Annotated in this window: 28 protein-coding genes and 1 pseudogene; 22 read left to right on the top strand and 7 right to left on the bottom strand. The window is 42.2% G+C overall.

The window, feature by feature from the left end; translation table 11 throughout:
* Nucleotides 1-26 precede the first annotated feature (26 nt).
* The 8 genes and pseudogenes from HY035_07125 (at nucleotide 27) to HY035_07090 (ending at nucleotide 4,405) form a co-directional block, all read left to right on the top strand.
* On the top strand, nucleotides 27-410 hold the full coding sequence (locus HY035_07125; GenBank protein ID MBI3378154.1) for a four helix bundle protein: 384 nt from the start codon (nucleotides 27-29) through the stop codon (nucleotides 408-410).
* Between the two features lie 32 nt (nucleotides 411-442).
* Nucleotides 443-1,012 (top strand): aminodeoxychorismate/anthranilate synthase component II, encoded by a 570-nt coding sequence (gene pabA / locus HY035_07120; GenBank protein MBI3378153.1) that lies wholly within the window; start codon nucleotides 443-445, stop codon nucleotides 1,010-1,012.
* Between the two features lie 14 nt (nucleotides 1,013-1,026).
* A complete protein-coding gene (locus HY035_07115) occupies nucleotides 1,027-2,283 on the top strand; it encodes a glutamate-5-semialdehyde dehydrogenase (GenBank protein ID MBI3378152.1) in 1,257 nt (418 codons plus the stop codon).
* A 151-nt stretch (nucleotides 2,284-2,434) separates the two neighbouring features.
* Entirely contained in the window at nucleotides 2,435-2,956 is a 522-nt protein-coding gene (locus HY035_07110; protein MBI3378151.1) for a hypothetical protein, read from the top strand.
* Between the two features lie 111 nt (nucleotides 2,957-3,067).
* Nucleotides 3,068-3,472, top strand: coding sequence for a type II toxin-antitoxin system RelE/ParE family toxin (locus HY035_07105; protein ID MBI3378150.1), 405 nt, complete (start codon nucleotides 3,068-3,070; stop codon nucleotides 3,470-3,472).
* Nucleotides 3,469-3,831 carry a helix-turn-helix transcriptional regulator gene (locus HY035_07100; GenBank protein MBI3378149.1) on the top strand — a complete coding sequence of 121 codons (363 nt, stop codon included), beginning with the start codon at nucleotides 3,469-3,471 and terminating at the stop codon, nucleotides 3,829-3,831. Before HY035_07105 ends, HY035_07100 begins: the two co-directional genes overlap by 4 nt.
* On the top strand, nucleotides 3,828-4,034 hold the full coding sequence (locus HY035_07095) for a hypothetical protein (GenBank protein ID MBI3378148.1): 207 nt from the start codon (nucleotides 3,828-3,830) through the stop codon (nucleotides 4,032-4,034). Before HY035_07100 ends, HY035_07095 begins: the two co-directional genes overlap by 4 nt.
* A gap of 212 nt (nucleotides 4,035-4,246) precedes the next feature.
* Nucleotides 4,247-4,405: pseudogene (locus HY035_07090) on the top strand (hypothetical protein).
* 74 nt (nucleotides 4,406-4,479) lie between these two features.
* Here HY035_07090 and HY035_07085 read toward each other — a convergent pair.
* Nucleotides 4,480-4,800, bottom strand: coding sequence for a helix-turn-helix transcriptional regulator (locus HY035_07085; GenBank protein ID MBI3378147.1), 321 nt, complete (start codon nucleotides 4,798-4,800; stop codon nucleotides 4,480-4,482).
* A gap of 236 nt (nucleotides 4,801-5,036) precedes the next feature.
* Between HY035_07085 and HY035_07080 the strand changes: the two genes are divergently transcribed.
* The 6 genes from HY035_07080 (at nucleotide 5,037) to HY035_07055 (ending at nucleotide 10,255) form a co-directional block, all read left to right on the top strand.
* The gene (locus HY035_07080) at nucleotides 5,037-7,076 is read left to right on the top strand and encodes an N-6 DNA methylase (protein ID MBI3378146.1); all 2,040 of its coding nucleotides are present in this window, start codon (nucleotides 5,037-5,039) and stop codon (nucleotides 7,074-7,076) included.
* Nucleotides 7,058-8,515: a restriction endonuclease subunit S gene (locus HY035_07075; GenBank protein ID MBI3378145.1), complete on the top strand. Its 1,458-nt coding sequence runs from the start codon at nucleotides 7,058-7,060 to the stop codon at nucleotides 8,513-8,515. The genes HY035_07080 and HY035_07075 overlap by 19 nt, the downstream gene beginning before the upstream one ends.
* A complete protein-coding gene (locus HY035_07070; GenBank protein ID MBI3378144.1) occupies nucleotides 8,502-9,080 on the top strand; it encodes a hypothetical protein in 579 nt (192 codons plus the stop codon). Before HY035_07075 ends, HY035_07070 begins: the two co-directional genes overlap by 14 nt.
* Nucleotides 9,081-9,421: 341 nt before the next feature.
* A complete protein-coding gene (locus HY035_07065) occupies nucleotides 9,422-9,634 on the top strand; it encodes a hypothetical protein (protein ID MBI3378143.1) in 213 nt (70 codons plus the stop codon).
* Nucleotides 9,612-10,034 carry a hypothetical protein gene (locus HY035_07060; GenBank protein MBI3378142.1) on the top strand — a complete coding sequence of 141 codons (423 nt, stop codon included), beginning with the start codon at nucleotides 9,612-9,614 and terminating at the stop codon, nucleotides 10,032-10,034. The genes HY035_07065 and HY035_07060 overlap by 23 nt, the downstream gene beginning before the upstream one ends.
* Nucleotides 10,031-10,255 carry a nucleotidyltransferase family protein gene (locus tag HY035_07055; protein ID MBI3378141.1) on the top strand — a complete coding sequence of 75 codons (225 nt, stop codon included), beginning with the start codon at nucleotides 10,031-10,033 and terminating at the stop codon, nucleotides 10,253-10,255. The genes HY035_07060 and HY035_07055 overlap by 4 nt, the downstream gene beginning before the upstream one ends.
* A gap of 79 nt (nucleotides 10,256-10,334) precedes the next feature.
* Here the strand turns inward: HY035_07055 and HY035_07050 are convergent, their stop codons facing one another.
* Complete coding sequence (locus tag HY035_07050; protein MBI3378140.1) at nucleotides 10,335-11,507, bottom strand: ATP-binding protein; 1,173 nt, start codon at nucleotides 11,505-11,507, stop codon at nucleotides 10,335-10,337.
* 350 nt (nucleotides 11,508-11,857) lie between these two features.
* Between HY035_07050 and HY035_07045 the strand changes: the two genes are divergently transcribed.
* From HY035_07045 to HY035_07030, 4 genes are all read left to right on the top strand, one after another.
* On the top strand, nucleotides 11,858-12,514 hold the full coding sequence (locus tag HY035_07045; protein MBI3378139.1) for a nicotinate-nucleotide adenylyltransferase: 657 nt from the start codon (nucleotides 11,858-11,860) through the stop codon (nucleotides 12,512-12,514).
* 107 nt (nucleotides 12,515-12,621) lie between these two features.
* Nucleotides 12,622-12,978, top strand: coding sequence for a ribosome silencing factor (gene rsfS, locus HY035_07040; protein ID MBI3378138.1), 357 nt, complete (start codon nucleotides 12,622-12,624; stop codon nucleotides 12,976-12,978).
* A gap of 2 nt (nucleotides 12,979-12,980) precedes the next feature.
* The gene (locus tag HY035_07035; GenBank protein ID MBI3378137.1) at nucleotides 12,981-14,294 is read left to right on the top strand and encodes a tetratricopeptide repeat protein; all 1,314 of its coding nucleotides are present in this window, start codon (nucleotides 12,981-12,983) and stop codon (nucleotides 14,292-14,294) included.
* Nucleotides 14,275-14,895, top strand: a complete 621-nt coding sequence (locus HY035_07030; GenBank protein ID MBI3378136.1) for an RNA ligase partner protein — start codon at nucleotides 14,275-14,277, stop codon at nucleotides 14,893-14,895. Before HY035_07035 ends, HY035_07030 begins: the two co-directional genes overlap by 20 nt.
* Nucleotides 14,896-15,111: 216 nt before the next feature.
* Here the strand turns inward: HY035_07030 and mnmE are convergent, their stop codons facing one another.
* The gene (gene mnmE, locus HY035_07025) at nucleotides 15,112-16,578 is read right to left on the bottom strand and encodes a tRNA uridine-5-carboxymethylaminomethyl(34) synthesis GTPase MnmE (protein MBI3378135.1); all 1,467 of its coding nucleotides are present in this window, start codon (nucleotides 16,576-16,578) and stop codon (nucleotides 15,112-15,114) included.
* 232 nt (nucleotides 16,579-16,810) lie between these two features.
* Between mnmE and HY035_07020 the strand changes: the two genes are divergently transcribed.
* Nucleotides 16,811-17,440, top strand: a complete 630-nt coding sequence (locus HY035_07020; GenBank protein MBI3378134.1) for a hypothetical protein — start codon at nucleotides 16,811-16,813, stop codon at nucleotides 17,438-17,440.
* 220 nt (nucleotides 17,441-17,660) lie between these two features.
* On the opposite strand, the gene yidC is transcribed toward HY035_07020, so the two are convergent.
* From yidC to rpmH, 3 genes are all read right to left on the bottom strand, one after another.
* Nucleotides 17,661-19,253, bottom strand: a complete 1,593-nt coding sequence (gene yidC / locus HY035_07015; GenBank protein MBI3378133.1) for a membrane protein insertase YidC — start codon at nucleotides 19,251-19,253, stop codon at nucleotides 17,661-17,663.
* An 8-nt stretch (nucleotides 19,254-19,261) separates the two neighbouring features.
* Complete coding sequence (yidD, locus tag HY035_07010; GenBank protein ID MBI3378132.1) at nucleotides 19,262-19,471, bottom strand: membrane protein insertion efficiency factor YidD; 210 nt, start codon at nucleotides 19,469-19,471, stop codon at nucleotides 19,262-19,264.
* Between the two features lie 104 nt (nucleotides 19,472-19,575).
* On the bottom strand, nucleotides 19,576-19,716 hold the full coding sequence (rpmH, locus tag HY035_07005; protein ID MBI3378131.1) for a 50S ribosomal protein L34: 141 nt from the start codon (nucleotides 19,714-19,716) through the stop codon (nucleotides 19,576-19,578).
* A gap of 113 nt (nucleotides 19,717-19,829) precedes the next feature.
* On the opposite strand from rpmH, the gene HY035_07000 reads away from it, so the two are divergent.
* Nucleotides 19,830-21,044 carry a tyrosine--tRNA ligase gene (locus tag HY035_07000; protein MBI3378130.1) on the top strand — a complete coding sequence of 405 codons (1,215 nt, stop codon included), beginning with the start codon at nucleotides 19,830-19,832 and terminating at the stop codon, nucleotides 21,042-21,044.
* Between the two features lies 1 nt (nucleotide 21,045).
* On the opposite strand, the gene hemC is transcribed toward HY035_07000, so the two are convergent.
* On the bottom strand, nucleotides 21,046-22,026 hold the full coding sequence (gene hemC / locus HY035_06995) for a hydroxymethylbilane synthase (GenBank protein ID MBI3378129.1): 981 nt from the start codon (nucleotides 22,024-22,026) through the stop codon (nucleotides 21,046-21,048).
* A 96-nt stretch (nucleotides 22,027-22,122) separates the two neighbouring features.
* On the opposite strand from hemC, the gene mqnE reads away from it, so the two are divergent.
* Nucleotides 22,123-23,181 carry an aminofutalosine synthase MqnE gene (gene mqnE / locus HY035_06990; protein ID MBI3378128.1) on the top strand — a complete coding sequence of 353 codons (1,059 nt, stop codon included), beginning with the start codon at nucleotides 22,123-22,125 and terminating at the stop codon, nucleotides 23,179-23,181.
* On the top strand, nucleotides 23,174-24,280 hold the full coding sequence (gene mqnC / locus HY035_06985) for a dehypoxanthine futalosine cyclase (protein MBI3378127.1): 1,107 nt from the start codon (nucleotides 23,174-23,176) through the stop codon (nucleotides 24,278-24,280). The genes mqnE and mqnC overlap by 8 nt, the downstream gene beginning before the upstream one ends.
* The last annotated feature ends 22 nt before the right edge of the window (nucleotides 24,281-24,302 follow it).

Below are 24,302 nucleotides of genomic sequence, written 5' to 3'. Positions count from 1 at the left end.
AAGAGTTGAAAATTAAAGAGTGCAAGATGAAAAGTAATAATGGGATACAGGAAAGGACTTATGAGTTTGCAATTATGGTGGTAAAATTTGTAAAGAAACTGCCTGCAAATACAGGCGGATTTGTTATTGGACGGCAATTAATCAGGTCAGGGACATCCATTGGAGCAAACATTGAAGAAGCGACAGGTGCATTTAGCAAGGATGACTTTATATTCAAAATGAATATTGCTTTAAAGGAGTCAAGAGAAACAAATTATTGGTTAAGGTTGATAAAAGACTCAGAGTTGATGAAAAGCACAGAAGTCGAAAACCTTATAAATGAGTCTGAAAATATCAAGAACATTCTGTCAGCAATTGTAAGGACATCAAAAGAAAGGAGGGAAAAGAGGGAGGTTAAATGTTTTTCTTAACTTTTAACTTCTAACTTTCAACTTCTAATTTTATGTTACTGATGATTGATAATTATGATTCCTTTACCTATAACCTCGTCCAGCATCTTGGAGAGCTTGGAGAGGATATAAAGGTTTTCAGGAATGACAAGGTTACAATAGAAGAGATTAAAGAATTAAAACCGAAAAGCATTGTCATATCTCCGGGGCCGTGCACACCTAAAGAGGCGGGAGTTTCTGTTGATGTCATAAAATACTTTGCAGGCAAGATTCCTATCCTCGGCGTATGTTTAGGGCATCAGGCAATCGGAGCTGCATTCGGAGGAGACATAATAAGGGCGCCGAGGCTGATGCACGGCAAGACGTCCATGATATACCACGACGGAAAGACAATATATGAAGGACTGCCCAATCCATTTGAGGCAACAAGATACCACTCGCTTATTATTAAAAAAGAGACCCTGCCTTCCTGCCTTGAGATTACCGCATGGACTGAGCAGGATGAGATAATGGGAGTTAGGCATAAGGAGTTTATAGTGGAAGGCGTGCAGTTTCATCCTGAGTCGATACTTACAAAAGTCGGAAAAACACTTCTGAAAAACTTCCTGAAATTGCGAATATAAAATCCGGAGGAGAGATGGATATTAAGGCTTATGTTCTGAAAAAGGCGAAGGCAGCCAAAAAGGGCGCAAGGCTGCTTGCAAGGGCATCTTCTAAAGAAAAGAACAATGCGCTTTTAAAGATGGCAGATGCCCTTAAAAAACGCAAGGCAGAACTTATAAAAGAAAACAAAAAAGACATTGCCTTTGCGGAGAAGAAAGGGCTTTCAAAGGCGATGATAGACAGGCTTGCCCTGAATGACAAACGCATAAATGAGATGGCGCAGGGGTTGATTGAGGTTGCAGCGCTTCCTGACCCTGTTGGAGAAGTGATAAAAATGTGGCAGAGGCCCAATGGGATGGTTGTCGGAAAGATGCGCGTGCCTATCGGAGTTATCGGAATCATCTATGAATCAAGGCCTAATGTAACGGCAGATGCAACGAGCCTATGCTTAAAGGCAGGAAATGCGGTTATTCTCCGAGGAGGCTCTGAGGCAATAAACTCCAATAAGGCGATTGTAAAGATACTGAGGGATGCGGCAAAGAGCAAAGGGCTTAATGAGGATGCAATAACATTCATTGACATACCTGAAAGAGAAGCAGTTATGGAGATGCTTAAGCTTGAGGGGATTATCGACCTCATAATCCCGCGCGGGGGCGAAGGGCTGATAAGGACAGTTACGGCAAATTCAAGAATTCCCGTGCTTAAGCATTACAAAGGAGTATGTCATGTTTTTGTTGACAGAGATGCTGACCTGAAGATGGCTGAGGATATATGCTTTAATGCAAAAGTCCAGAGGCCCGGCACCTGCAATGCAATGGAGACAATGCTCGTTGACAAAAAGATTGCAAAGGCATTTCTCCCATCAATGATTAAGAGGTTTAAAGATGCAAAGGTCAGCCTTAAGGGATGTCCTGAGACAAGGAAGATAGACAAATCAGTTGCTGCTGTGAAAGAAGAAGACTTTTATATGGAGTATCTGGAACTTATCCTTAATGTAAAGGTAGTCAAGGGAATTGATGAGGCAATGGAGCATATCGCAAAATACGGCTCTGCTCATTCTGATTCAATTGTTACGGAGAATTATGAGAAGGCGATGCGCTTCCTGCGTGAGGTTGATTCATCCGCTGTTTTCGTTAATGCATCCACAAGATTGAATGACGGTTATCAGTTCGGCCTCGGCGCTGAGATAGGAATATCAACGGACAAGATTCATGCAAGGGGGCCGATGGGGCTTGAAGAACTCACATGCACGAAGTTTATAGTGCTTGGGGATGGACAACTAAGAGAATGAATCGGCTTAGGGAGGATATGGCATCTTCGCTCATTCTCGGTCGTTCCGACCTCCGAGGTTTTTGCCTCTTGATTATTTTATGTGTGCTGTCGGAATATCGGCAAAAAAAACCGCTCGGATACCATATCCTCCCTGCCGGTAATTAAATCACTTGAAACTTCTAAAGATAGATTTCAATGAAATTCAGAAGGCAATGGAGGATGTGTCAAGGGATGCATTTGACTACTTTCTCGACCTTGAGACAGGAGAGATTAAAACAATCTCTGTTGATGCGCTTGAAGGCGCAAAGAGCAGTCTTTATAGAGGTGATGAACTCATTGATGAATCTTCTCTTGAAGCGTATGACATGCCTGAGTGGATTGAAGATGAAGTGGAGCTTGCAATAAGAATATTCTCTGAAAAGCAGAGATATGTCAGAATCCCGGAGCGCGAGTCTCAGGAGGTATATGCTCTCATGAAAAAATTCACGGAGGGGATAGAAGAACTCAGGCCATACGATGAACTCTCAGCCGCTCTCAACAGCCCCAACTCATTCAGCAGGTTCAAAAAGGCGCTTTCCAATTTTCCTGAGCACAGAAAGAAATGGTTTGCGCTGAATGCAGGCGCAATGAAAAAAACAATAACAGAATGGCTTGAATCAATCGGCATAAAACCGGAACAGGGGTATTATTGAATATACTGCCATACTGTTAGCAAGAGGATGTGGCATGTTAAGCCTGATTATAGAGCTTCCCTATTATCGTATTTTCTCTCCCTTGAAATTCCAGCGCTTGAAGGGGTATGATTGAGGGGAAAATTCTGGAAGACGTACATCAATATTGGTGTTGACATGAATATGAATTTTACAGTAGAATTTTATGAGACAGAGGTTGGCGCTTGTCCTGTGCGAGAGTTCATGGACAAACTAAAGACCACTGATCCGGATGATTTTGCTGCCGTCGTTGCCGGGTTGGCGAAACTTAGGAACCGGCTGTACCACCGGGAACCGTTAGCCAAGTCGCTCGGCGGCGGGCTCTTTGAGCTCCGCCACGTTGGCAAACTCAATACGCGGGTTCTTTGGTTTTTTGTGAAGAATCACCGCATTGTTGCTGTCCACGGTATCCGAAATAAAGGACAGGCGATTCCTGACCGTGACATTAGGCTTGCGCGGGAACGAATGAAAGACTGGCAGAAAAGAGTAGAGCGATGAAGAAGACTAATTTTGATCGTTATCTTGAAGAGCAGTTGAAAAACCCGGCGTTTGCTGACCGATTTGATCGTGCCGGCGAGGCTTGGGATGTGGCACTCCAGATTGCCGCCCTTCGTCAGAAGTCGGGACTTTCCCAAAAGGAGCTTGCAAAACTCCTCAAGACCTCTCAGCAGCAGATCAGCAGGTTGGAATCGCCTGGCTATGAAGGCCACTCACTCAGCATGTTGCGCCGCGTGGCCGAGGTACTGCACGCCCGCGTCCGCGTGACATTTAAGCCGGAGGCAAAGGGAAGCGAAATGCGCGTGGCCGAAGAAATTGCAGTTTACGGGAACAAGCCCACCGGAAAGAGGCGGACATGAGCAACAAGATAGAAAGTAATATAGCGGCGATGCAGGTTTCATATTGCCCGCATTGCAGGGGCGTAGCAAATCTAAGTGTATCTATTACTCCGAGAATTGTTACCGACCCAAACGGGCAAACGAAGATAGTTGCTTTAAAGACGTATCATTGCGAAGCCTGCTGTTCGTTTGTGCGAAGCGAGAGGGCAATCTCTCAGCTTTGAAAGTGAAAAAACAATGCACTTGCGTGCTTCCCAGCTTCCCCGCTCTGATACTCTGACCCTTTGATACTTTATTCTCCCGCTTCCGCTCTTCTGCGTTTTGACCCTCTATTTAAAACTGCCAGATGCTGGCAGGATAATTTCGCAAGTTCCGAAAACTCCATAATTGCGGACTACGTGTAGAAGTATACGGGAAGTGTCCCTGGGTTTTTCCTCTCAACAGCCCCAACTCATTCAGCAGGTTCAAAAAGGCGCTTGCTGATTATCCCGCGTACAGAAAGAAATGGTTTGCGCTGAATGCAGGCGCAATGAGAAAGACAATCACAGAATGGCTTGCCTCAATCGGCATAAAACCGGAACAGAGGTATTACTGAATATAGCCACTTCCTTTACTCCAGATAAAAACCTCACTTCATGTTTTGGAACAGATATGGGTCTCCTGAAAATTTTAATTGACAATTGCCCTGATAACTTTTGAAATAAGCTTGACTCTTTCCTCGTCAGTATCTTTAAGCAATTTTACCGCATTATTAATCAAATCCTTTCGACTGCTAAGATGTTCAAACTCAAAGAACTCTTTTATTCCTACATTTAAAGCTATAGCTATTTTCTCAAGAGTGCTGAGAGAAGGATAGCTGTTGCCAACTTCTATGCGGCTTAGATGCTTTGGGTCTATACCAATTTGTTCAGAGAGTTTGTCCTGAGACAGCTTTTTTGCCTTCCTTAGTTCCTTTATTCTTTCGCCGAGTAGTTTCTTTGTAGTTCTCATAAATCCTCCAGAGCAGTTAATAATCGCTTGCCGGAAGGCTTTATTAAAACCACATTAAAGATGGATATTAATTGACAAAAACCATATTAAATGTAGATAATTCAACATAAAATGTTGATATGGAATAGTCTTTCTACTCACAAAATAGATAAGAAGCTGAGGATGCTGTCAGTGGTGATGAACTCCCTGCCGAGGAAAAAGGTATGGACGCCGAAGAAACCGCATAAGGGGAAGAAGTGAAAATAAACGAAATTTTTAAAGATACAAACTACGATCTTGCGCTTTTTGCAGAAGCCGATATAAAAGCACTTGAGGCAAAAATCAAGGTTCAGAAAAACAAGCCTTACGTTGACTGTATCATTCGTGGGAAAGAAGTTCAGCTCAAGCCGGAGGAAGTTGTTCGTCAGCTTTACGCAATTAAACTCATTAACGAATACGGCTATCCTAAGAAGCGGATACGCTTTGAGCATCCTGTTCAGTTTGGGCGGGAGACAAAATCTGCCGATATAGTCGTCTTTGATAAAGACAGGCCGACCGTTGAATACATTATCGTTGAGGTCAAGAAACCGAAGCTCAAGGACGGCAAGGAACAGCTTAGGTCATACTGTAATGCTACAGGCGCACCTATCGGCGTGTGGTCAAACGGCGGACAGATTTCCCACTATAACCGCAAAGACCCGAATTTCTTTGTGGATATAACCGACATTCCGAAAGCTGATCAGACCCTTGAAGACATCTTAAAAGAGCGGTTCACGTGGTTGGATCTGATTGTCAAAGATAAAATTCTGAATGAGGGCAAATCACTTAAGACGATTATCACTGAAATGGAAGATGAAGTCCTCGCAAATGCTGGTGTTGATGTCTTTGAGGAGGTTTTCAAGCTCATCTTTACGAAACTTTTTGATGAGACCAAGAGCAAAGACGACAAAGTTATTACCGACCGAACGATTAAGCGAAAATTAAAAGCTGATGAAATTGGCGATTTCGAGAAATTAAAATCTGTTTTGAAAGATGTTGATACGCGCGATTTCCGAGTTCTTGAGTTCAGGAATACAGGACAGTCCGAAGGTGAGCTAAAGAAGAAGATTCAGAAACTTTTTGACGAGGCCAAAAAGAAATGGCCCGGCGTATTTCCAGATGAAAGCAAAAGTGACCTTTCGCCCTCTCATCTTTCCGTCTGTGTCTCAAGCCTTCAGGACGTTAAGCTTTTTAATTCCAATCTGCAGGTTATTGATGAGGCCTTTGAATATTTGGTAAGCAAATCCTCTAAGGGCGAAAAAGGCCAGTATTTCACGCTACGCCATGTAATTGATATGTGCGTCAAGATGCTCAATCCCCAAAAAGGCGAATACATGATTGACACCGCCGCTGGTTCTTGCGGCTTCACTGTTCACACCATCTTTCATTTAACAGGACATCTCTTTGAAAATACCGAGATTTCGCAGGAAGAAAAAGAAGATGTCCTCAAGGTGTTTGGTATTGATTTTGACGAAAAGGTTGTCCGTGTTGCCCGCACATTAAACCTCATTGCCGGTGATGGTGAGACAAATGTTCTGCATCTCAATACTCTTGATTATGACCGTTGGAATGAGACTATAAAGAATCCGGACTGGCTTATGACCTATGGCAAGGGGTTCAAACGGCTTGAAGTTCTCAAGAAGGAGATAATTTCATATAAGACTTTTCTCTTCGATATTTTAATGGCAAATCCGCCATTTGCGGGCGACATTAAAGAACCGCGCATCATTCATAAATACGAGCTTGGCTATAACGATAAGAACAAGCCTAAGCCGAAAGTTGGCAGAGATATCCTTTTTATCGAGCGAAATCTTGATTTCATAAAACCCGGCGGACGAATGGCGATTGTCCTGCCTCAAGGACGCTTCAATAATACGTCAGATAAAGACATCCGTAAATTTATCGCCGACAAGGCCCGCATTCTGGCAGTCGTGGGATTGCATGGAAACACGTTCAAGCCCCACACTGGCACAAAGACAAGCATCTTGTTCCTGCAGAAATGGGATGACAAGCTCTGTCCAAAAAAAGATGATTATCCTATTTTTTTTGGTGTGTCTGAAAAATCCGGCAAGGACAATTCAGGCGAGTATATCTATGTCAAAAACGGCGACGGCAAGCGGAAGTTAGACAAATATGGCCACCTTGTTGTTGATCATGACTTGCATAATCAGGGCGGCGAATTACCTTACGGTATAGCTGAGGCGTTTATTGAATGGGCTAAAAAAGAGAAACTCAGCTTTTGGAAAAATGGCAAATGAAAGCATCTATTGTAAGTAGCTCAAATGTAGATTTGGACGACAGAATTGATGCTGAATATTTCGAGCCTTCTTATTTAGAGAATGAAGGCAAACTCAAAAAAGTTAATGCTAAGCCCTTATCTGATTACTGCAAGCTCGCATCAAGTGCTTTCTATCCATCCGCCACAGAATATTATGCTACTGGAGAAATGCCCTTTATCAGGTGTGTGGATTGCATTGAATTTCCCGCCATTACTTCTTTGCAAAACGATACATTTGAAAGGCTGCCTCGTTCTTTTATTAAAGAAAATAAAACTATCAAGATATTGAAAAATGGGGATATCGTGATTACTAAAGTTGGGTCTCCTTGCTATGCGTCTGTAGTTTATGGCCTTGATGAAGTGGCTCTGTCGAGAACGGTTCTGGGTGTTTTTAAAATAGAAGGCATAGATCCTTTTTATCTAACTGTTTACTTGAGATCAAAATATGGTTTTGAACAACTGGTCAGAGAGCGTGAATTAACTATACAATATCAATTGACACTTGAGAGAGTCGGCAGGATATTAATATATAAACCTATGGACGGATTTTTCGAAAAAATAATCCGTCAGATATTTATTCAGAGTCAGAGTCTTTATATAAAATCCGCCGAACAATACGCTAAAGCAGAAGATGCGCTGCTCAATGAATTAGGTCTTCCAAACTGGAAACCAAAACATCAACTTTACTTCATTAAGAATTTTTTCGACACGCAATCCAGCAACCGCATTGACGCCGAATATTTTCAACCGATGTATGAGGAGATAGTCAAGGCCATTAGGTCTTCAAAGAATCACGCTTGTTTAGGCGATATCGTTTCAATAAAGAAATGTATTGAACCCGGTAGCGACGCTTATCAGGATAACGGCATTCCATTCCTCAGAGTCAGCAATCTCTCGAAATTCGGGATCAATAACGATAACCAGCAATTCTTGTCTGTGTCGTTGTACGACACTCTTAAAATGCATCAGCCGAAGAAAGGTGAGATTTTGCTATCGAAGGATGCCACACCGGGAATCGCATTTTATCTAAAAGAAACACCCTGCAAGATGATTCCTTCTGGTGGAATACTCCGGATAACAGTAAAAGACATCAATAGCATTTATCCTGAATATCTTACACTTGCATTAAACTCTATTGTTGTCCAGAAACAGATTGAACGGGACTCCGGTGGGTCAATAATTAATCATTGGCTTGTAGATCAGGTAAAAAACACGTTGATTCCTATTCTGCCAGTTTCTGTGCAAAAAGAAATATCCACAAAAATAGATGAATCATTTTCCGATCGTGAACATTCAAAGCGTCTTCTCTATATCGCCAAACGAGGCGTTGAAATGGCGATTGAGAAGAGCGAGAAAGACGCGGAAAAGTGGATAAAAGATGAGATTATAAAATCAGGATTGAAAGATGCCGGATTTTAAAAAAGAGTGGTTAGAGAAGGCAAGCATGGATTATTTCTCTCAGTTTATGACGCTCTGGTTGGGATTTAATTCATGGTATCGTTCTCACTATTCCGAAGTTGATAAACGGGACAGAGCTTTTATAGATAAATTAAAAACTGATTTCACAGGAAGAAATCAAGTTTTCTCAAGATTTTGTAATCTAATTGCAGACGGGCCTATAAAGGAAAATCTAAAATTTAAATCAAATTTAGAGTCTTTACATTATTCTTTAAGCAGAGCATCTATTAAATATCCGAAAGGCCATCATAATTATAATGTTTCTTATGAAACGGCATTATTTGATTATTCACAACGCAAAACCCCTGCCGGCTATACTAACTTAGTTAAATTAAGACGACAGCCAGACAAAATTAAACTGAATGAGATTTTCATTATTAGCGATAAACAGAAATTTTGCGCTTGCCTCATAGAAATTTTATATCAAATACGTTGCTACCTTTTCCACGGACATCTTGAGCCATCCGAAGTAAATCATGAAGTTGTGAAATATTGCTATTTTATTTTATGGGATTTAATGAATTAGCCGCCTGATCATGCAACGAAAAGATAAGAAGTTATACACTTATCAGGCTGAATCGCCATTTGGGCGGATAAGCGAAGATGTAGAATGTTATCTGGTTGAACAGGGCAAGGAATATCAAACACTGAAAAGTTTAATGAAATAGCATTCTTTCCCCATGACCTACCCCCCCCCGAAAACAGTGCCTGTGCTGCATTTTATTAAGGACTTGCACGATTGCCCGAAAAAATTACTGGAGCAGGAATGGTATTTAAAGGCTGAGAGAATCAACAATGCTCTGTTTGAAGAATTTCTCGCTAATATTGGTATAATAGAACAAAAGCAACAATTGAAGGGAGGATAAAATGCAAGCCGTTTTAAAGGGCAACAAAGTGTTGCTGGAATTTGCTGTAGGAAAAGTAGATGAGGACATCCTGTCTTTTCTGTCCGCTATTGAGATTGCAAAAAAGAGCAAGGCAACCTCAGAAGATATTTTGAGACTTTCAAAAAAGATGAAAGAAAAATGGTGGAAGGAGAATAAACAGAGATTTATTAATGAAACTGGTAATAGACAGTAATATTCTCTTTTCCGCCCTCTTGAGTCCTGACAACCGTTTCAGATCGCTTTTATATCTAAGCAAGCATACCTTTTATAGCTGCAATTTTCTATTTGTAGAAATCTTTAAGCATAAAGACAAAATCAAGGCCATTTCAAAGTTAAGCGAGGATGAGATTCTTACGCAGTTAGGAAATATCGTTTCAAAAATACATTTCATAAATGAGGAGACTATTCCACGAGAGATTTTTAACAGGGCGCACTCTTTGTGCAAGGACACAGATGAAAATGACACCCCTTTTATAGCGCTCTCTATTTTTCTTGATGCCTATCTTTTGACCGGAGATAAAGAGCTGATGAAAGGATTGGAGAAAAAGGGTTTTGATAAGTTCATTTCTTTGAAGAAGTTAGAAAAAATATGAAACTTGGCATATTCGGCGGGACCTTTAACCCAATCCACTATGGTCATCTCACAGCCACAGAAGAGGTTAAGGAAAAACTCGGTCTTGACAGGATTATCTTTGTGCCGTCAGGAAACCCGCCGCTTAAGGGCAGAGAGCTTGCAGACGCAAAACACAGATATAAGATGGTAAAGCTTGGCATATCTAAAAATCACTCCCTTGCTGTTTCTGATATTGAATAAAATTACTGGCGCAGGAAGGGTATTTGAAAAGCAATAATCTATACCGCTTCGTAGTGGAGGGAATATAGAATAGCTCTTCTTATGCTACTCCTCCCAAAAACTTCCCGGCTGAGATAATCCTTACTCCTTTTTCAAACCTGTCAATACCTGCTGTTTTAACCACCTGATAGCAGAAAGGAATATTAAGACGGTCTTTAAAATACAGGAGGTAAGGCGAGAGCCGTTCATTGTTGAGTTTCGCCTCTACCGCAAACCATGGTTTTCCTTTTACAGTGACAAGAAAATCAACCTCACGCTTATCCACATCCCGAAGAAAATAAAGCTCAGCCTTGTGGCCTTCAAAATCAATAAGGAAATGCACGAACTTAAGGAGATGCGAGGCTATCAGATTTTCAAACCTTGCGGATTCGTTCTCGATCTCTGCCCAATCCCACAAATAAAGCTTAGGCTCTTTTTTCAAAGAGCGTATCTTTTTGCCGGAAAACGGATATAGTCTGAAAAGATAGTAAAATGACTCAAGCACATCTATCCAGTGAGCCACTGCCCTAAAGCTTACTTCAAGGTCTTCCCTGATAGAATTTATTGAAAGCAGAGAGCCGACTTTCGAAGGCAATATATCGCTTAAAAGCCTCATGCTGCCCATATCTCTTATGAGTTGCATATCCTGAATGTCTTCCCTTAACATCCGCTCAATTTTTTCATTGTGCCATCTTCTCAGATGCCTTGCCGTCTGTCTTAGAAAGGGTTCGGGAAAGCCTCCGAATGCATAGAGTGATTCCACAACATCTTCAGATGTCATATCAGGAATGATAAGTTTATTGAAAGGAACTGCAGGCTGAAATGTCTTTGCTATTTCAGCGACAGTGAAGGGGTGAAGCCGGTAATAATGGTATCTTCCCTGCAGCGAGTCGCCTCCGCGGCGATACAAATCCAGTCTTGCGCTGCCTGTTACAATGAAGTGAAAAGCATCCTTGAGCTTGTCGTACTCTCCCTTGATGAAACCTTTCCACTTTTTGTATTTGTGCAATTCGTCGAAAATCAGCAATTTGCTGTCTGCCGGCCAGCTTGAGCTTAGAATGGCCTTCCGGTCATTTCTATTATCCCAGTTGAAATATGAATGTTTTTTAAAATAAGACGCAACAAGTTCACGGCAAAGGGTTGTTTTACCCACCTGCCGGGGACCTCCGACAAAGACCATCTTTTCCTTGAGGTCATTAACGATGTAAGGCGTTAAGTATCGCTCTTTTACCATAAACGTATTATAGTAATAATTTTGCTCAAAAGCAAATTTATTAGCTTATTTTTTTGCTCATCAGAAAAAATAATATTTTGTGCGGTGTCTGTCAATCAATTGAATAAAACCTTGAATGTTAATTATAATTGAACTATCCCTCTGCTTGACAACGCAGTCTAATGCATGATAATTAACTACATGACAGCGAAGGTGACCCGTAAAAAAAAGTTGCAATCCCTTTTATTGAAATTATCACTTGAGGGCAAAATAATCTTGCCAAGTTTTTACAAGCCCCCTTTACAGCCTAAGTTCAGGAAAAAAGTAAAAGGTTCCCCCTTCTCAGATGCGGTAATTGAGGGACGGGGATAATGAAACTCGGCATATTCGGCGGGACGTTTAATCCGATTCACTACGGACATCTCACAGCCGCAGAAGAGGTGAAGGAAAAACTCGGGCTTGACAAGATTATCTTTGTGCCGTCAGGCAACCCTCCGCTCAAGGATAAAGAGCTTGCAGACGCAAAACACAGATATAAGATGGTAAAGCTTGCCATATCTAAAAACCACTCCTTTGCTGTTTCTGATATCGAATATAAAAAAAAGGATAAATCTTATTCCGTGGATACCATTGAAAAGCTGCGCCGCATTTATCCCGGCGCAAGGCTTTACTTTATAGCCGGCATTGATGCTTTTATTGACATCCCTAACTGGTGGCAGCCTGAGAGGCTTGTCAGCCTTGCGGATTTTATAGTCATCTCAAGGCCGTCTTATAAATTCACAGGCCTTGCCTCTTCACCGTATCTGAAGATAAATAGAAGCATCCTTAAAAAGCTTGATGATGCAAAACTTCAGTCATATAAAACAAAACTAATAAGCGGCAGGGACATAACAATGCTGCATATTACGCCTGTTGAGATATCGGCAACCGGCATCAGAAAGCTGATAAAGCGCGGGAAAAGCATAAAATACCTATTGCCAGAAGAAGTTGAATCCTATATAATTACTCATAAGATTTATAAAGGTTAAGGGTTGCCCGCTTCGGCGGGTTCGCCTGAGGCGAAAGAGTTAATCATAACTTTTAACTTTTCACTTCTAACTTTTAACTTCAATATGGAAAGGAGGATAAGCCTTTAATAAAAAGTAAAGCCAAAGCCCTTGCAGCAGCGAAGATAGCAATGGAAAAGAAAGCCGTGGATGTGCGTGTCCTTGAGCTGAAAGGATTGTCCATCATTGCAGATTATTTCATTGTCTGTTCAGGAGAAAGCACAACACAGGTCAGGGCGATTGCTGAGGCAATAGAAGAGAACTTTTCAAAAAAAAGTATTCGTCCTATCGGAATCGAAGGGCTGAATTACAGTCATTGGGTGTTAATGGACTACGGAGATATCATTATTCATGTGTTTGAAGAAGAAACAAGGGCCTACTATCAGCTTGAAAAACTCTGGCTTGATGCGCCGAGAATACATGGAGAGGGAAAGGGCCATAACTGATAATGGGTAAGATCGCAATATTTATATTCATACTTTTTCTTGCCGGGCTTGGGGGATTGGCATATGTTAACCAGGAAATCACAACAATCAAAATACCTTTTGGCGATGCGTATGAGACTTCCAAGATAGCACTGATACTCTTTTCATGCGTTGCAGGCGCGCTTGCGATGCTCGTTGTCTTTACTATAAGAGACACAAAACGCTTTATAGATAACCTTCAGTATCAGCGCAAACAGAAAAAAGAGGCAAGGGTTCAGGAGATGTATTCAAAGGCGCTGAATGCGCTTCTTGCTCATAATGAGGATGAAGCAAAGGAAGCGCTTGAAGGCATCCTTGCAGAAGAGCCGAAACATCTTGACGCGCTGCTCAGGCTCGGCGACATCGCATCTGCCGAAGAGGAATATCAGAAGGCAATGAGCTTCTATAACAAGGCATTTGCTTCCAACCAGCAGAACCCCGAGGTGCTGTTCTCGCTTGAAAACCTGATGGAAAAAACAGGAAGGTGGGCAGAGGCGCTGAATTACATAGAGAAAATCCTCGACATAGATACTGACAATCTCAGCGCTCTCTACAAAAAGAGGGCTATTCTCGAAAGGGATGAAAAATGGGACGACCTTGTTGAGGTGCAGAAGACGATACTGAAACATGAACATACAGAAAAAGACCGGCAGAGGGAGCAGATGAACCTCCTTGGATATAAGTATGAATACGGCCGTTACAGCCTTGAACGCGGGGATATTGAAAAGGCAAAGAAACTGTTCAAGACACTGCTCAGGCTGGATGTGGATTTTGTGCCGTCATACATCGGACTTGCCGAGGTAATGCTCAGGGAAGGCGAGTCAGAAGATGCCGTTGACTTTCTTGAAAAGAGCTATGATCAGACAGCGTCCCTGATAGTTCTTGCAAGGCTTGAAGATTTGCTTATAAACATTGGAGAACCTGCAAGGCTCATAAGGCTTTATGTCAACAGCCTGTCAAAGAAGCCTCAGAACCATGCGCTGAGATTTCTGCTTGGGAAGCTCTACTACAGGCTTGAGATGATAGACGATGCATTTGAAACATTTTCTTACGTAGATGCAAGCGGGGTGGCGTCCCCTGAACTTTATCAGATAATGGGCGACCTTTATCTCAGGCGCAATCAATGCGACAAGGCAGCGGTGGAATTCAAAAAAGCTGTGGACATGAAAATAGCGTTCCGGCTTCCTTACTGGTGTTCAGCCTGCGGCTACTTATCACAGGACTGGTCCGGCAGGTGCCCGAGTTGCAATAACTGGAATACATATACGTTCAAACTTCATGGGGCAGGCAAAATTTAAAAAGAGCGCTGTAGTTTTAGATACAAGCCTTTTTGTAAATCCTGAGGTTCGCGAGAGCTTTGGCAGGACACCTACAGAGGCGCTTGAGGACTTCCTGTTTTTAGCATCGCAGATTCCTCACCTTGAGTTCTATATGCCGCCGTCCATATTTGAGGAACTCCTTAATTTCATAGAACCTGAAAAAATATCAGGAGACCTGCTCGTGGTTCTTCAGCAAAAACCTCCAAAGAAACATGAGCTTACATGCCCTGCATTTCTGCTCTATGAATTGATAGAAGACATGAGAGAGAGGATTAATAAGGGGCTCAGGGTGGCAGAGAAAGCTGTAAGGGGTGTTTCAAAAGCAGGCGAAGAAGAGATTATTAAGGACATGAGGAGAAAATACAGAGAGGCTTTAAGGGAAGGGATTATTGACAGCAAGGAGGATGTTGACCTCATTCTGCTTGCACGGGAGCTTGATGCGCTGCTTGTAACAGCAGACCAGGGGATAATAAAATGGGCTGAAAAATTTGGGATTAAATGGCTGGTGTCTTCCAAGTTCAAAGAATATCTTCAAAGTTCCATCAAAAAGGCTGAGATGTCGGCAGCGGCGAAAAGTTAGCAATTCATTCAACGAATCTTTCACGAGGCTGAAGCTGTCTTTCGGCAATATTAAACTACCCTTGCAATTATGCAGATGTTAATACAATATATTAATCTCTTGCAAGTTCTCATGCGGGGCTATCCGCTCCACTTCGTTGCGACTTCAGCCCCTATTCTGGCAGACCCGTGAATCTTGCCTCAACCCAGCCCCCGCCTCCTCACAATTTTTGTCCTTTTACTTTCCGATGCAGAAATCGCTGAATATCCTGTTGAGAATATCATCTGTTGTTACAGCTCCAACAATCTCTCCGAGTCTGTCAAGCGCATCCCTGAATTCAATTGCAATTATCTCAAGCGGCTTGTCAGTTTCAATTGCCTTAATCCCATTCTTTAGAGAATCATAAGCAGCCTGAATTGCAATCTTATGCCTGAGATTAGTAACAATAACACCCTCCTTCTGCTCTTTCCAGTTTTTAACCGAGGAGTTAAATATTGTTTGCTTAAGCCCCTCAATCCCTTCGCCTCTCGTTGCGGAAATAGTAAAGATATCATAAACATCTGATTTGTCACTCCGGCTTGTCCGGAGTCTTTCTTCAGAAGGATTCCCGACAAGCGGGAATGACCTTTTACCAAGAAGCCGTTTAACTTCTGCTCTTCTGCTCTTCTGCTCTTCTGAACTTATTAAGTCGGATTTATTGATAACTATTATCGTGTTTTTACCTTTTGTCTTTCCGAGCACCTCGATGTCTTCATCTTTCAGAGGCTCACTGCCGTCAATAACAGCTATGACTAAATCCGCATCTTCCATGGCCCTGATGCTTCTTTTAACTCCTTCTTTCTCTGCCATGTCATGCGATTCTCTTATTCCTGCTGTGTCAATTATGCGAAGCGGCAGGCCGTTGATATTCAGATATTCTTCAATTGTGTCCCTTGTTGTGCCAGGGGTATCTGTGACAATCGCCCTGTCTTTCTGAAGAAGCGCATTAAGGAGAGAAGATTTTCCGACATTAGGCTTTCCTACGATTGCCGCTGCAAGCCCTTCTCTGAAAAATCTGCCTTCATCGTAACTTTTTAGAAGCGACTCAAGCTCTTTCAGGATTGTCTCTGCTGATTCAATAATCTCTTTCTTCGATGCAAGCTCTATGTCCTCTTCAGGAAAATCTATGTAAGCCTCTATGAAGACGCATATCTTTGTAATCTGTTCCCTGAGATTCAGAATCTTTTCAGAGAGTTTTCCTCTCAGTTGTTCAAGAGCGATTCTGCGCGACTCATCTGTTTTTGCCCTTATGAGGTCCAGCACTGCCTCTGCCTCACTCAGGTCAAGCCTTCCGTTTAAGAAGGCCCTTTTTGTGAACTCTCCGGGCTCTGCAAGCCGCGCGCCGTTTTTAACTGCAAGCTCAAGCACATCTCTCAGAGGGGACATTCCGCCGTGGCAGTTAATCTCAACAATATCTTCTCTCGTGTAGGTATTCGGCGAGCGCATTATTGAGACAAGCGCCTCATCCACAGTTTCATTTGTCTCAGGGTCTTTTATAAAGCCATAGATTATTCTGTGCGAGGCTGAGGCAGAGAGGGTTTTGCCTTTTGAAGAATGAAACAGCCTGCCTGCTATTTTTATTGCGTCTTTTCCGCTTAATCTGACAATGCCGATTCCGCCTTCTCCGGCAGGAGTAGAAATGGCGGCTATGGTGTCATCAAGAATCATAATTAATAGTATAACTTAGTCGGGATACGCCTTTCTCCTGTTTGATTATATGTAAATTTATCCATCCGCCTCAGGCTGACCACAAAATACGACATGATAAAAATTTGCGCCTGTTGATTTCAAAAAAATTTCTTCTGTCATATCGTTTTGCAATATGCTATAGTCTTATTCAAGCATTCGCGGAAAGGGGTGCTTGGTCGATTAATTGTTAGAGTACTAAAATTTAAAAATGACACCACTTCTCGAATGGATGACTAACATAATCCGTGATAATGCAGAGACGGCTCTGGCTGCTTTATTTGGTACCTTTCTGGGTGCTTTTTTAGCATTCTATTTCGAACGTCGTCATGCCGACAAGAAAGAACGAGAAGCACAGATATCTGCTGCAAAACATGCACAGTTTGTAATTACAACGCAGCTTAATGCTGTCAAAAATATGAAGAAACAGGTTCTTGATCCAATGAAGGATGACATTAATCGGCATCTCACCTTAAAGCCATTTTCTGTTCTTGCAAAGTTTCCCAGTCTCGATATTGCATCACTTGTTTTTATGCTTGACGGTGATAGTGCACAGCTCTTGAACGAACTTATGATATCAGAGCATAAATTTCGCACTTTACTTGGCGCACTTGATCAGCGAAACGAACGACATGAAATTATGCAAAAAAGAATGGCGACACTTGGCCCCGAAGCAACTTTGGATGGGGCTACCGTTGCCATTCTAAAGGATATGACTGATTCAATATATGGACTTTGTGATGATGCTCTCAAAGGTCTTCAGGAGTCTTTTGAAAAACTTAAGACTTTTATCGAAAAGAAGTTCAATGTAAAAGCATTATCTTTGGAGTTTGTATATTGAATATCAACTCTAACAATTGCGTGCACTGAACGAGTGCCACAGGACGCTTTTTTAGCTCGCATTGTTATGAGGCATGCAAATTGGTTTTAGGCATTTGGTTATTTAAATAGTTAATTAGAATAGTTAATTAGGGACACATCCCATATTTCTTGACAAGAAGAGATTCAGGTAGGAAAATTACGCAGAGTATTCCGAAAAATAAAAAGGCCGCTATTCCTATTTATTCAGCTTTTTCTTTTGCAAGTTTTCTGTTCACATAAAACTGCTGGGCAATTGAGAGTAAGTTGTTTATCAGCCAGTAAAGCACAAGCCCTGACGCGAAGTTAAGGAACATGAATGTGAATATAACCGGCATGAGCATCATCATCTTCTGCTGGGCAGGGTCGGCTGACGACGGCGTCATCTTCTGCTGGATGACCATTGTAATCCCCATGGCAATCGGCAGTGGGCCGAGAGCGAAACCGCCAATCAAAGGGAACGACGAAGGGATGTGTCCGAAAAGCGTGTCCGGGCCTGAGAGGTCTGTTATCCAGAGAATGAACGGCGCGCCTCTTAATTCAATGGCGATTGATAATATCTTATATAACGCAAAGAATACAGGAATCTGCAACAGCATAGGAAGGCAGCCCCCAAGGGGGTTTACCTTGTGTTTTTTGTAAAGCTCCATTGTTTCCTTCTGTATCTTCTGCGGGTCTTTCTTGTATTTTTCTTTTATCTCAGCCATTTTGGGCTGGATTTCCTGCATCTTTCTCATTGATGCCTGGCTTTTATTTAGAAGCGGAATGAATGGAATTCGTGTTACTATTGTCAAAAGCACTATGGCCCATCCGTAATTCCCCATGAAGTTATGAAAGAATTTCATAAGCCAGAACAGCGGCCTTGATATGATGGAGAAAAAGCCGAAATCAATGATGTGCTCAAGCCCGACATCTAATTTTTTGAGGTTGTCGTGTTCTTTCGGCCCGGCATAAACGATAAAATTATTAATGCCGGATTTTCCCTTGAATGCGATAACGGATGCATCCTGAACCTTCCATGCCTGTGCCTCATCCATCTGCGTCACCGGCACAATAGCTGAGAAGAAATATTTATCTTCCTGCGCAATCCATTTAAGCCTGCCCTGATAGCTTTTAGTCTCGCTCAGTTTTTTTGCGTCAAATTCTATTCTCTCTGCGTCTTTTAGGAGCACAGGCCCGAGATGAACTGACGTATCTTTTTTGTCATAAATACCGAAGTCAGTGCCTGTGGTTATCCAGTATTCTGGCAAACCCGCAACTTCATCCTTAAGGTCAACCTTGTAGCTGTCATTATAAAAAGTGTAAGTCCTTCTTATGGAAGATTCAGAGGTTGCATATTCAAAAACAATGGCGCCTGTACTTGTGTTTTCATTAAGTTTCAGATCCTTGCCTGAGAGTCTAAAACTCACCTTTGCAAGATTAAAATCATTCTGGTACCCTATGCTGAGAGGCTGATAAATACTCTGTCCCTGCTGAAGGACAACGGGCAGCCCATCTTTATCTTTATATTTTTTTAATTCCCATTTTTTTATTGTCCCGCCTATTGACGAGAGCGTTGCAGAATAAAGGCCTGTTTCAATCCTGACTTCTTTTTCTTCTGCCTGGGATACTGCCGGTTTTGAAGCAGGAACGGAAACAGGCTTGACAGGCTCCTGCGGTTTATTTTCTTTCTTTTCTTCCTTTGCCTGTTCGGTTGCCGGTTGTTTCTCAGGCGGAGTAGGGAATAAAAACTGATACCCTACAAGAATGATTATTGAAAGGATTATAGCTATTAATGTTCTTTTTTCTGTTCCCATTATTCTGTTTACCTTACAGGGTCATATCCGCCGTTATGAAACGGATGACACCTGAGTATTCTCCTTACTGAAAGATAACTGCCTTTTACAGCGCCATATCTTTTTATTGCCTCTGCCGAATATTCAGAGCAGGTCGGCACAAACCGGCAGCTGTCAGGCAATAATGGCGAGATTGCATATTTATAGAGTTTTATAGACCCTAATAAAATATTTTTAATTATATCTCCCGCCATGCAACTCCTACACTGTATGCATCAGAGCCGCTCACATTATTAATAAGGTTCATGGGTGTAAAGCCCTGTCTGCGATAAGGAATCAAAGATTAAACGGCCAGTTTCTTCCTGCCCTTTGCCCTTCTTCTTTGAATGACCTTGCGTCCTCCCTTTGAACTCATGCGCTCAAGGAAGCCGTGTGTCCGTTTCCTTTTAATCTTGTGAGGATGGTATGTAGTATATGTTCCCATTGTTTTTCTCCAGAGGAAAAGTATATCTTTTTAGCAGGAATAAAGTCAAGATAACGAGGGCAGGATGTAAAAATTGACTACAATCACCTTAAGGGGTTATCATAATTCCCATGATTACGCCTGAGAAACAACTTGAGATAATCAAAAGAGGGGCTGTTGAAGTAATCAGCGAAAAAGAGCTCCTTGCCAAATTTGAGAAGTCTGTAAAAAAGAACACGCCTTTAAAGATAAAGGCAGGGTTTGATCCCACTGCGCCTGATATTCACCTTGGCCATACAGTCCTTCTTGAAAAAATGCGCCAGTTTCAGGAACTGGGGCATGAGATATTGTTTCTAATCGGCGATTTCACAGGAATGATTGGAGACCCTACCGGCAGGTCAGAGGTGAGAAAACCCCTGACAAAGGAAGAGGTATTAAAAAACGCCGGGACATACAGAGAGCAGATATTTAAGATATTGGATCCTAAAAAAACCAAGGTCATGTTCAACAGCGAATGGCTTGCAAAAATGGATGCTATGGACATTGTGAAGCTCGGCGCGATGCAGACAGTTGCGCGGATGTTAGAGAGAGAAGATTTCAAAAAGCGATTTGAAAACCAGCAGGACATATCGATACTTGAATTTTACTATCCATTATTCCAGGCGTATGATTCTGTTCATCTCAAAGCCGATGTTGAGCTTGGCGGCACAGACCAGAAATTCAATATCCTGATGGGAAGGACACTCCAGAGAAAATTCGGGGTTGAAGAGCAGGCTGTTGTCCTTATGCCATTGCTTGAAGGACTGGACGGAGTTAACAAGATGTCAAAGAGCCTTGGGAATTACATTGGGATTACGGAGCAGCCAAAGGATATATTCGGAAAGGTGATGTCAATAAACGATACCCTTATGCTCAGGTACTATGAACTTCTGAGCCATATATCAATTGATGAACTCAGCGCACTTAAAAAAGGAATAGAAAAGGGCACAATCCATCCAAAGACTGCAAAGGAAAATCTTGCACTGGAGATTGTGGAAAGATACTGTGGAAAAGATGCGGCATTAAAAGCCAAAGAAGAGTTCGGGCATATTTTCAAGGATAAAGGAATGCCTGATGAGATTCCTGTTTTTGAGCTTAAGTGGGAAGAAGACGAGATGTGGATACCTAAGATTATGAAGGATATAAGCCCAGCGGGAAGCACAAGCACAAGCACGACTATCAGGCTTATCAAACAGGGCGGACTGACGATTGATGGCAAGAAATGTGATGATCCTAATGCCAAGCTAAAAAAGGGAAGCTATCTTTTCAAGGCCGGGAAGAGGATGTTTTTTAGGATTGTAGGGAAATAGTTCAGCTCGCTATCTCACCATTAACAGGCCTGATGTTTTTGCCGTAGACTTCGTCGAGAATTTCTTTTGCACCCTTTGAAAGCAGGTCTTCTGCGAGTTTGACGCCGAGAGATTCGGCATCTTTTGGACTGCCTTCAATATGGCTCTTAATAATCCTGTCGCCCGAAACGCTTCCGACTAATCCATCCATTGACAACTTATCATTATTAAGAGTCGCATGCGCAGCTATCGGAACCTGACAGCCGCCTTCAAGTTTCTTAAGACAGGCTCTTTCAGCTTTTACACAGATGGAGGTTTCATTATGATTAAGCGGAGAGATAAGCTCATTTATAAAATCATCGTCAACCCTGCATTCAATCCCGATTGCGCCCTGCCCGATTGCAGGAAGACTTACTTCCGGTTCTATGGTCTCTGTTATTCTCTCAGCCCATCCAAGCCTTTTAACACCTGCTGCTGCAAGGATAATTGCGTCAAACTGTCCTTCATCAAGCTTTCTCAACCTCGTATCCAGATTTCCCCTTAACTGTGCTATCTTTAAATCAGGCCTTATGCTCAACAACTGGCACGCCCTCCTTAAACTGCTTGTTCCTATTATTGCTCCATCAGGAAGGCTTTTGAAATTTTGAACTTTGAATTTTCCATTTTGCATTGGCGCAATGAACGCATCCCTTGGATCTTCTCTTTTACATATAACAGCAAGGTGAAGCCCTTTAGGAAAATCTGTTGGCACATCCTTCATGCTGTGGACTGCAAGGCCTGCCTCGCCTCTGAGCACTGCCTCTTCAATCTCTTTGACAAAAAGCCCTTTTCCGCCCACCTTTGCAAGAGGCACGTCAAGAATCTTGTCTCCTGTTGTCTTTATCTTGTTAAGTTCAATAGTCAGGTCGGGATTTAATTTTAAAAGCTCAGACTTCACCCATTCAGCCTGCCATAAAGCGAGCTTGCTTCCGCGAGTGCCGATAACAACTTTCTTTTTAGCCAATGTAGTCTCCAAAATGAATTTAAGAGTTTATAGTATAATATCTTATTAGCTAAAGCTTCAAGGAAAACCCAATTATCTAATCAGGCTGTTTTTAAAATGCTGCAAAACATTAAAGATAAAATCCTCTCCGGACAGAGGCTCACAAAGGAAGACGCTCTCAGGCTATTTGAGACGGATGACATATTCACTCTTGGAAAACTCGCATCCCACGCCGCCAAAAAGAAGAACGGCAATAAGGCATACTTCATAAGAAACATCCACATTAATCCCACAAACATCTGCGTGAACCGCTGCAAGTTCTGCGCATTCAGCCGCTCAAAAGGGGAAGAAGGGGCATATGAGATGACACTGGATGAAATTATCCGGAAACTCTCAACTTCTTTTTCCGAAGTTCACATCACCGGCGGACTGCATCCCGACTGGCAATTTGAATATTATCTTGAGTTGATTTCCAAAATAAAAAAAACGTTCCCGAAAATATGCATAAAGGCATTCACTGCGACAGAGATAGAGTATTTTTCAAAAATAAGCGGCCTGAGCATTACGGACACACTTCTTGAACTCAAAAAGCATGGCCTTGATGCAATGCCCGGCGGAGGGGCAGAGATATTTGATGCTGGAGTAAGAAATCAGTTATGCCCTGAGAAACTCTCAAGCGAGGGATGGCTTAATGTCATGGAAACTGCGCACAAGGCAGGCATAAAGACGAATGCAACTATGCTTTATGGACACATTGAAAGCTATGAGCAGAGGGTTGATCACCTGATGAGACTGAGAGAGTTACAGGATAGGACAGGAGGATTTCAGGCATTTATTCCGCTGGCATATCATCCTAAAAACACTGAGATAGGCGGTTCATATTCATCAGGCATAGATGATTTAAAGACGATTGCAGTGAGCAGGCTTGTGCTTGATAATTTTACGCACATTAAGGCTTACTGGATTATGCTTGGAGAGAAAGTATCACAGCTTGCGCTTTTATTCGGAGCTGATGATATTGACGGAACCATAATTGAAGAAAAGATTACGCACTCTGCAGGTGCGCTCAGCGGGAATGCAATGACAGCAGAGCAATTAAAAAATCTCATTAAAAAAGCGGGGAAGATTCCTGTTGAGAGGGATAGTTTTTATAGAGAGTTAAAGGTTAATGAATAAGCATAAACGCATAACAAAAAGTGAAGGGCTTGAATTACTGAAAAATTCTGACCTGCTTGAGCTTGGCCAGCAGGCAGACGGGATAAGGGAAAAACTTCATCCTGAAAAGACCGGCACATTCATTGTTGACAGGAATATAAACTACACAAACATCTGCATAAATAAATGCAAGTTCTGTGCGTTCTGGAGGGATAAGGAAGACAAAGATTCCTATATTTTGAGTGAAGATGAGTTATTCAAGAAGATTGGAGAGACAATAAATCTCGGCGGCACGCAAATATTGATTCAGGGAGGATTGCATCCTGATTTCAATATTGAGTATTACATCAATCTGCTCAAGTCAATAAAATCACGCTTTGACATTAATGTCCATGGATTTTCACCTCCTGAAATATGCTACATCGCTGATAAATCAGACCTGACAATTAAGGAAGCCTTGAAAATATTGAAAGGCGCGGGGCTTGATTCCATTCCCGGAGGAGGGGCAGAGATACTCTCTGACAGGGTGAGGGAGATACTGAGCCCAAGGAAAATAAAATCATCATCATGGCTTAAGGTAATGGAGGAGGCGCACAGGCTCGGCATGAGGACAACTGCGACAATGATGTTCGGGAGCATTGAAAAACCTGAAGACATCATTGAACATCTTGATGCAATAAGAACTCTTCAGGACAGGACAGGGGGGTTTACCGCATTCATCCCGTGGACATTCCAGCCTGGGAATACAGAATTAGCTCAGAAGTCAGAGGGGACTGTCCCAGATTTACGGACTGAGCAAAGCGAAGTCGTAGAATCGGGACTGTCCCCGTGGGGAGCTACTGCTGTGGAATATCTTCGCGTTCTTGCTTTATCCAGAATATATCTCGACAATGTGAAAAACATTCAGGCATCGTGGGTAACGCAGGGGTTGAAAATCGCCGAGGTTGCATTGAGGTTCGGTGCAAACGATTTTGGCTCTACAATGATAGAGGAAAATGTAGTTGCATCAGCAGGAGTGAGCTACAGGGTTTCAATGGAAGACATAATCAGGGCAATAAAAAATGCCGGATTCTATCCCGCGCAGAGAGATACTTACTACAACATAATAAAAAGATTTTAAACATAAAAAATAAGCAGGCGAG

It is taken from the genome of Nitrospirota bacterium (genome assembly GCA_016195565.1).
GTDB lineage: Bacteria > Nitrospirota > Thermodesulfovibrionia > Thermodesulfovibrionales > UBA1546 > UBA1546.
The sequence above is the reverse complement of the archived record's forward strand: the minus strand, read 5'-3'. Positions and strand labels throughout refer to the sequence as shown.

Bases quoted from the DNA above. Each gene is read 5' to 3' on its own strand.
- HY035_07070 (MBI3378144.1), top strand. From the start codon at position 8,502: ATGCCGGATTTTAAAAAAGAGTGGTTAGAGAAGGCAAGCATGGATTAT.
- yidC (MBI3378133.1), bottom strand. From the start codon at position 19,253: ATGGGAACAGAAAAAAGAACATTAATAGCTATAATCCTTTCAATAATC.
- HY035_07045 (MBI3378139.1), top strand. From the start codon at position 11,858: ATGAAACTCGGCATATTCGGCGGGACGTTTAATCCGATTCACTACGGA.
- HY035_07035 (MBI3378137.1), top strand. From the start codon at position 12,981: ATGGGTAAGATCGCAATATTTATATTCATACTTTTTCTTGCCGGGCTT.
- HY035_07100 (MBI3378149.1), top strand. From the start codon at position 3,469: ATGAAGAAGACTAATTTTGATCGTTATCTTGAAGAGCAGTTGAAAAAC.
- HY035_07030 (MBI3378136.1), top strand. From the start codon at position 14,275: ATGGGGCAGGCAAAATTTAAAAAGAGCGCTGTAGTTTTAGATACAAGC.
- mqnE (MBI3378128.1), top strand. From the start codon at position 22,123: ATGCTGCAAAACATTAAAGATAAAATCCTCTCCGGACAGAGGCTCACA.
- HY035_07060 (MBI3378142.1), top strand. From the start codon at position 9,612: ATGAAACTGGTAATAGACAGTAATATTCTCTTTTCCGCCCTCTTGAGT.
- HY035_07065 (MBI3378143.1), top strand. From the start codon at position 9,422: ATGCAAGCCGTTTTAAAGGGCAACAAAGTGTTGCTGGAATTTGCTGTA.
- HY035_07020 (MBI3378134.1), top strand. From the start codon at position 16,811: ATGACACCACTTCTCGAATGGATGACTAACATAATCCGTGATAATGCA.
- HY035_07055 (MBI3378141.1), top strand. From the start codon at position 10,031: ATGAAACTTGGCATATTCGGCGGGACCTTTAACCCAATCCACTATGGT.
- pabA (MBI3378153.1), top strand. From the start codon at position 443: ATGTTACTGATGATTGATAATTATGATTCCTTTACCTATAACCTCGTC.
- HY035_07050 (MBI3378140.1), bottom strand. From the start codon at position 11,507: ATGGTAAAAGAGCGATACTTAACGCCTTACATCGTTAATGACCTCAAG.
- HY035_07125 (MBI3378154.1), top strand. From the start codon at position 27: ATGAAAAGTAATAATGGGATACAGGAAAGGACTTATGAGTTTGCAATT.
- HY035_07085 (MBI3378147.1), bottom strand. From the start codon at position 4,800: ATGAGAACTACAAAGAAACTACTCGGCGAAAGAATAAAGGAACTAAGG.
- HY035_07095 (MBI3378148.1), top strand. From the start codon at position 3,828: ATGAGCAACAAGATAGAAAGTAATATAGCGGCGATGCAGGTTTCATAT.
- HY035_07115 (MBI3378152.1), top strand. From the start codon at position 1,027: ATGGATATTAAGGCTTATGTTCTGAAAAAGGCGAAGGCAGCCAAAAAG.
- rpmH (MBI3378131.1), bottom strand. From the start codon at position 19,716: ATGGGAACATATACTACATACCATCCTCACAAGATTAAAAGGAAACGG.
- mqnC (MBI3378127.1), top strand. From the start codon at position 23,174: ATGAATAAGCATAAACGCATAACAAAAAGTGAAGGGCTTGAATTACTG.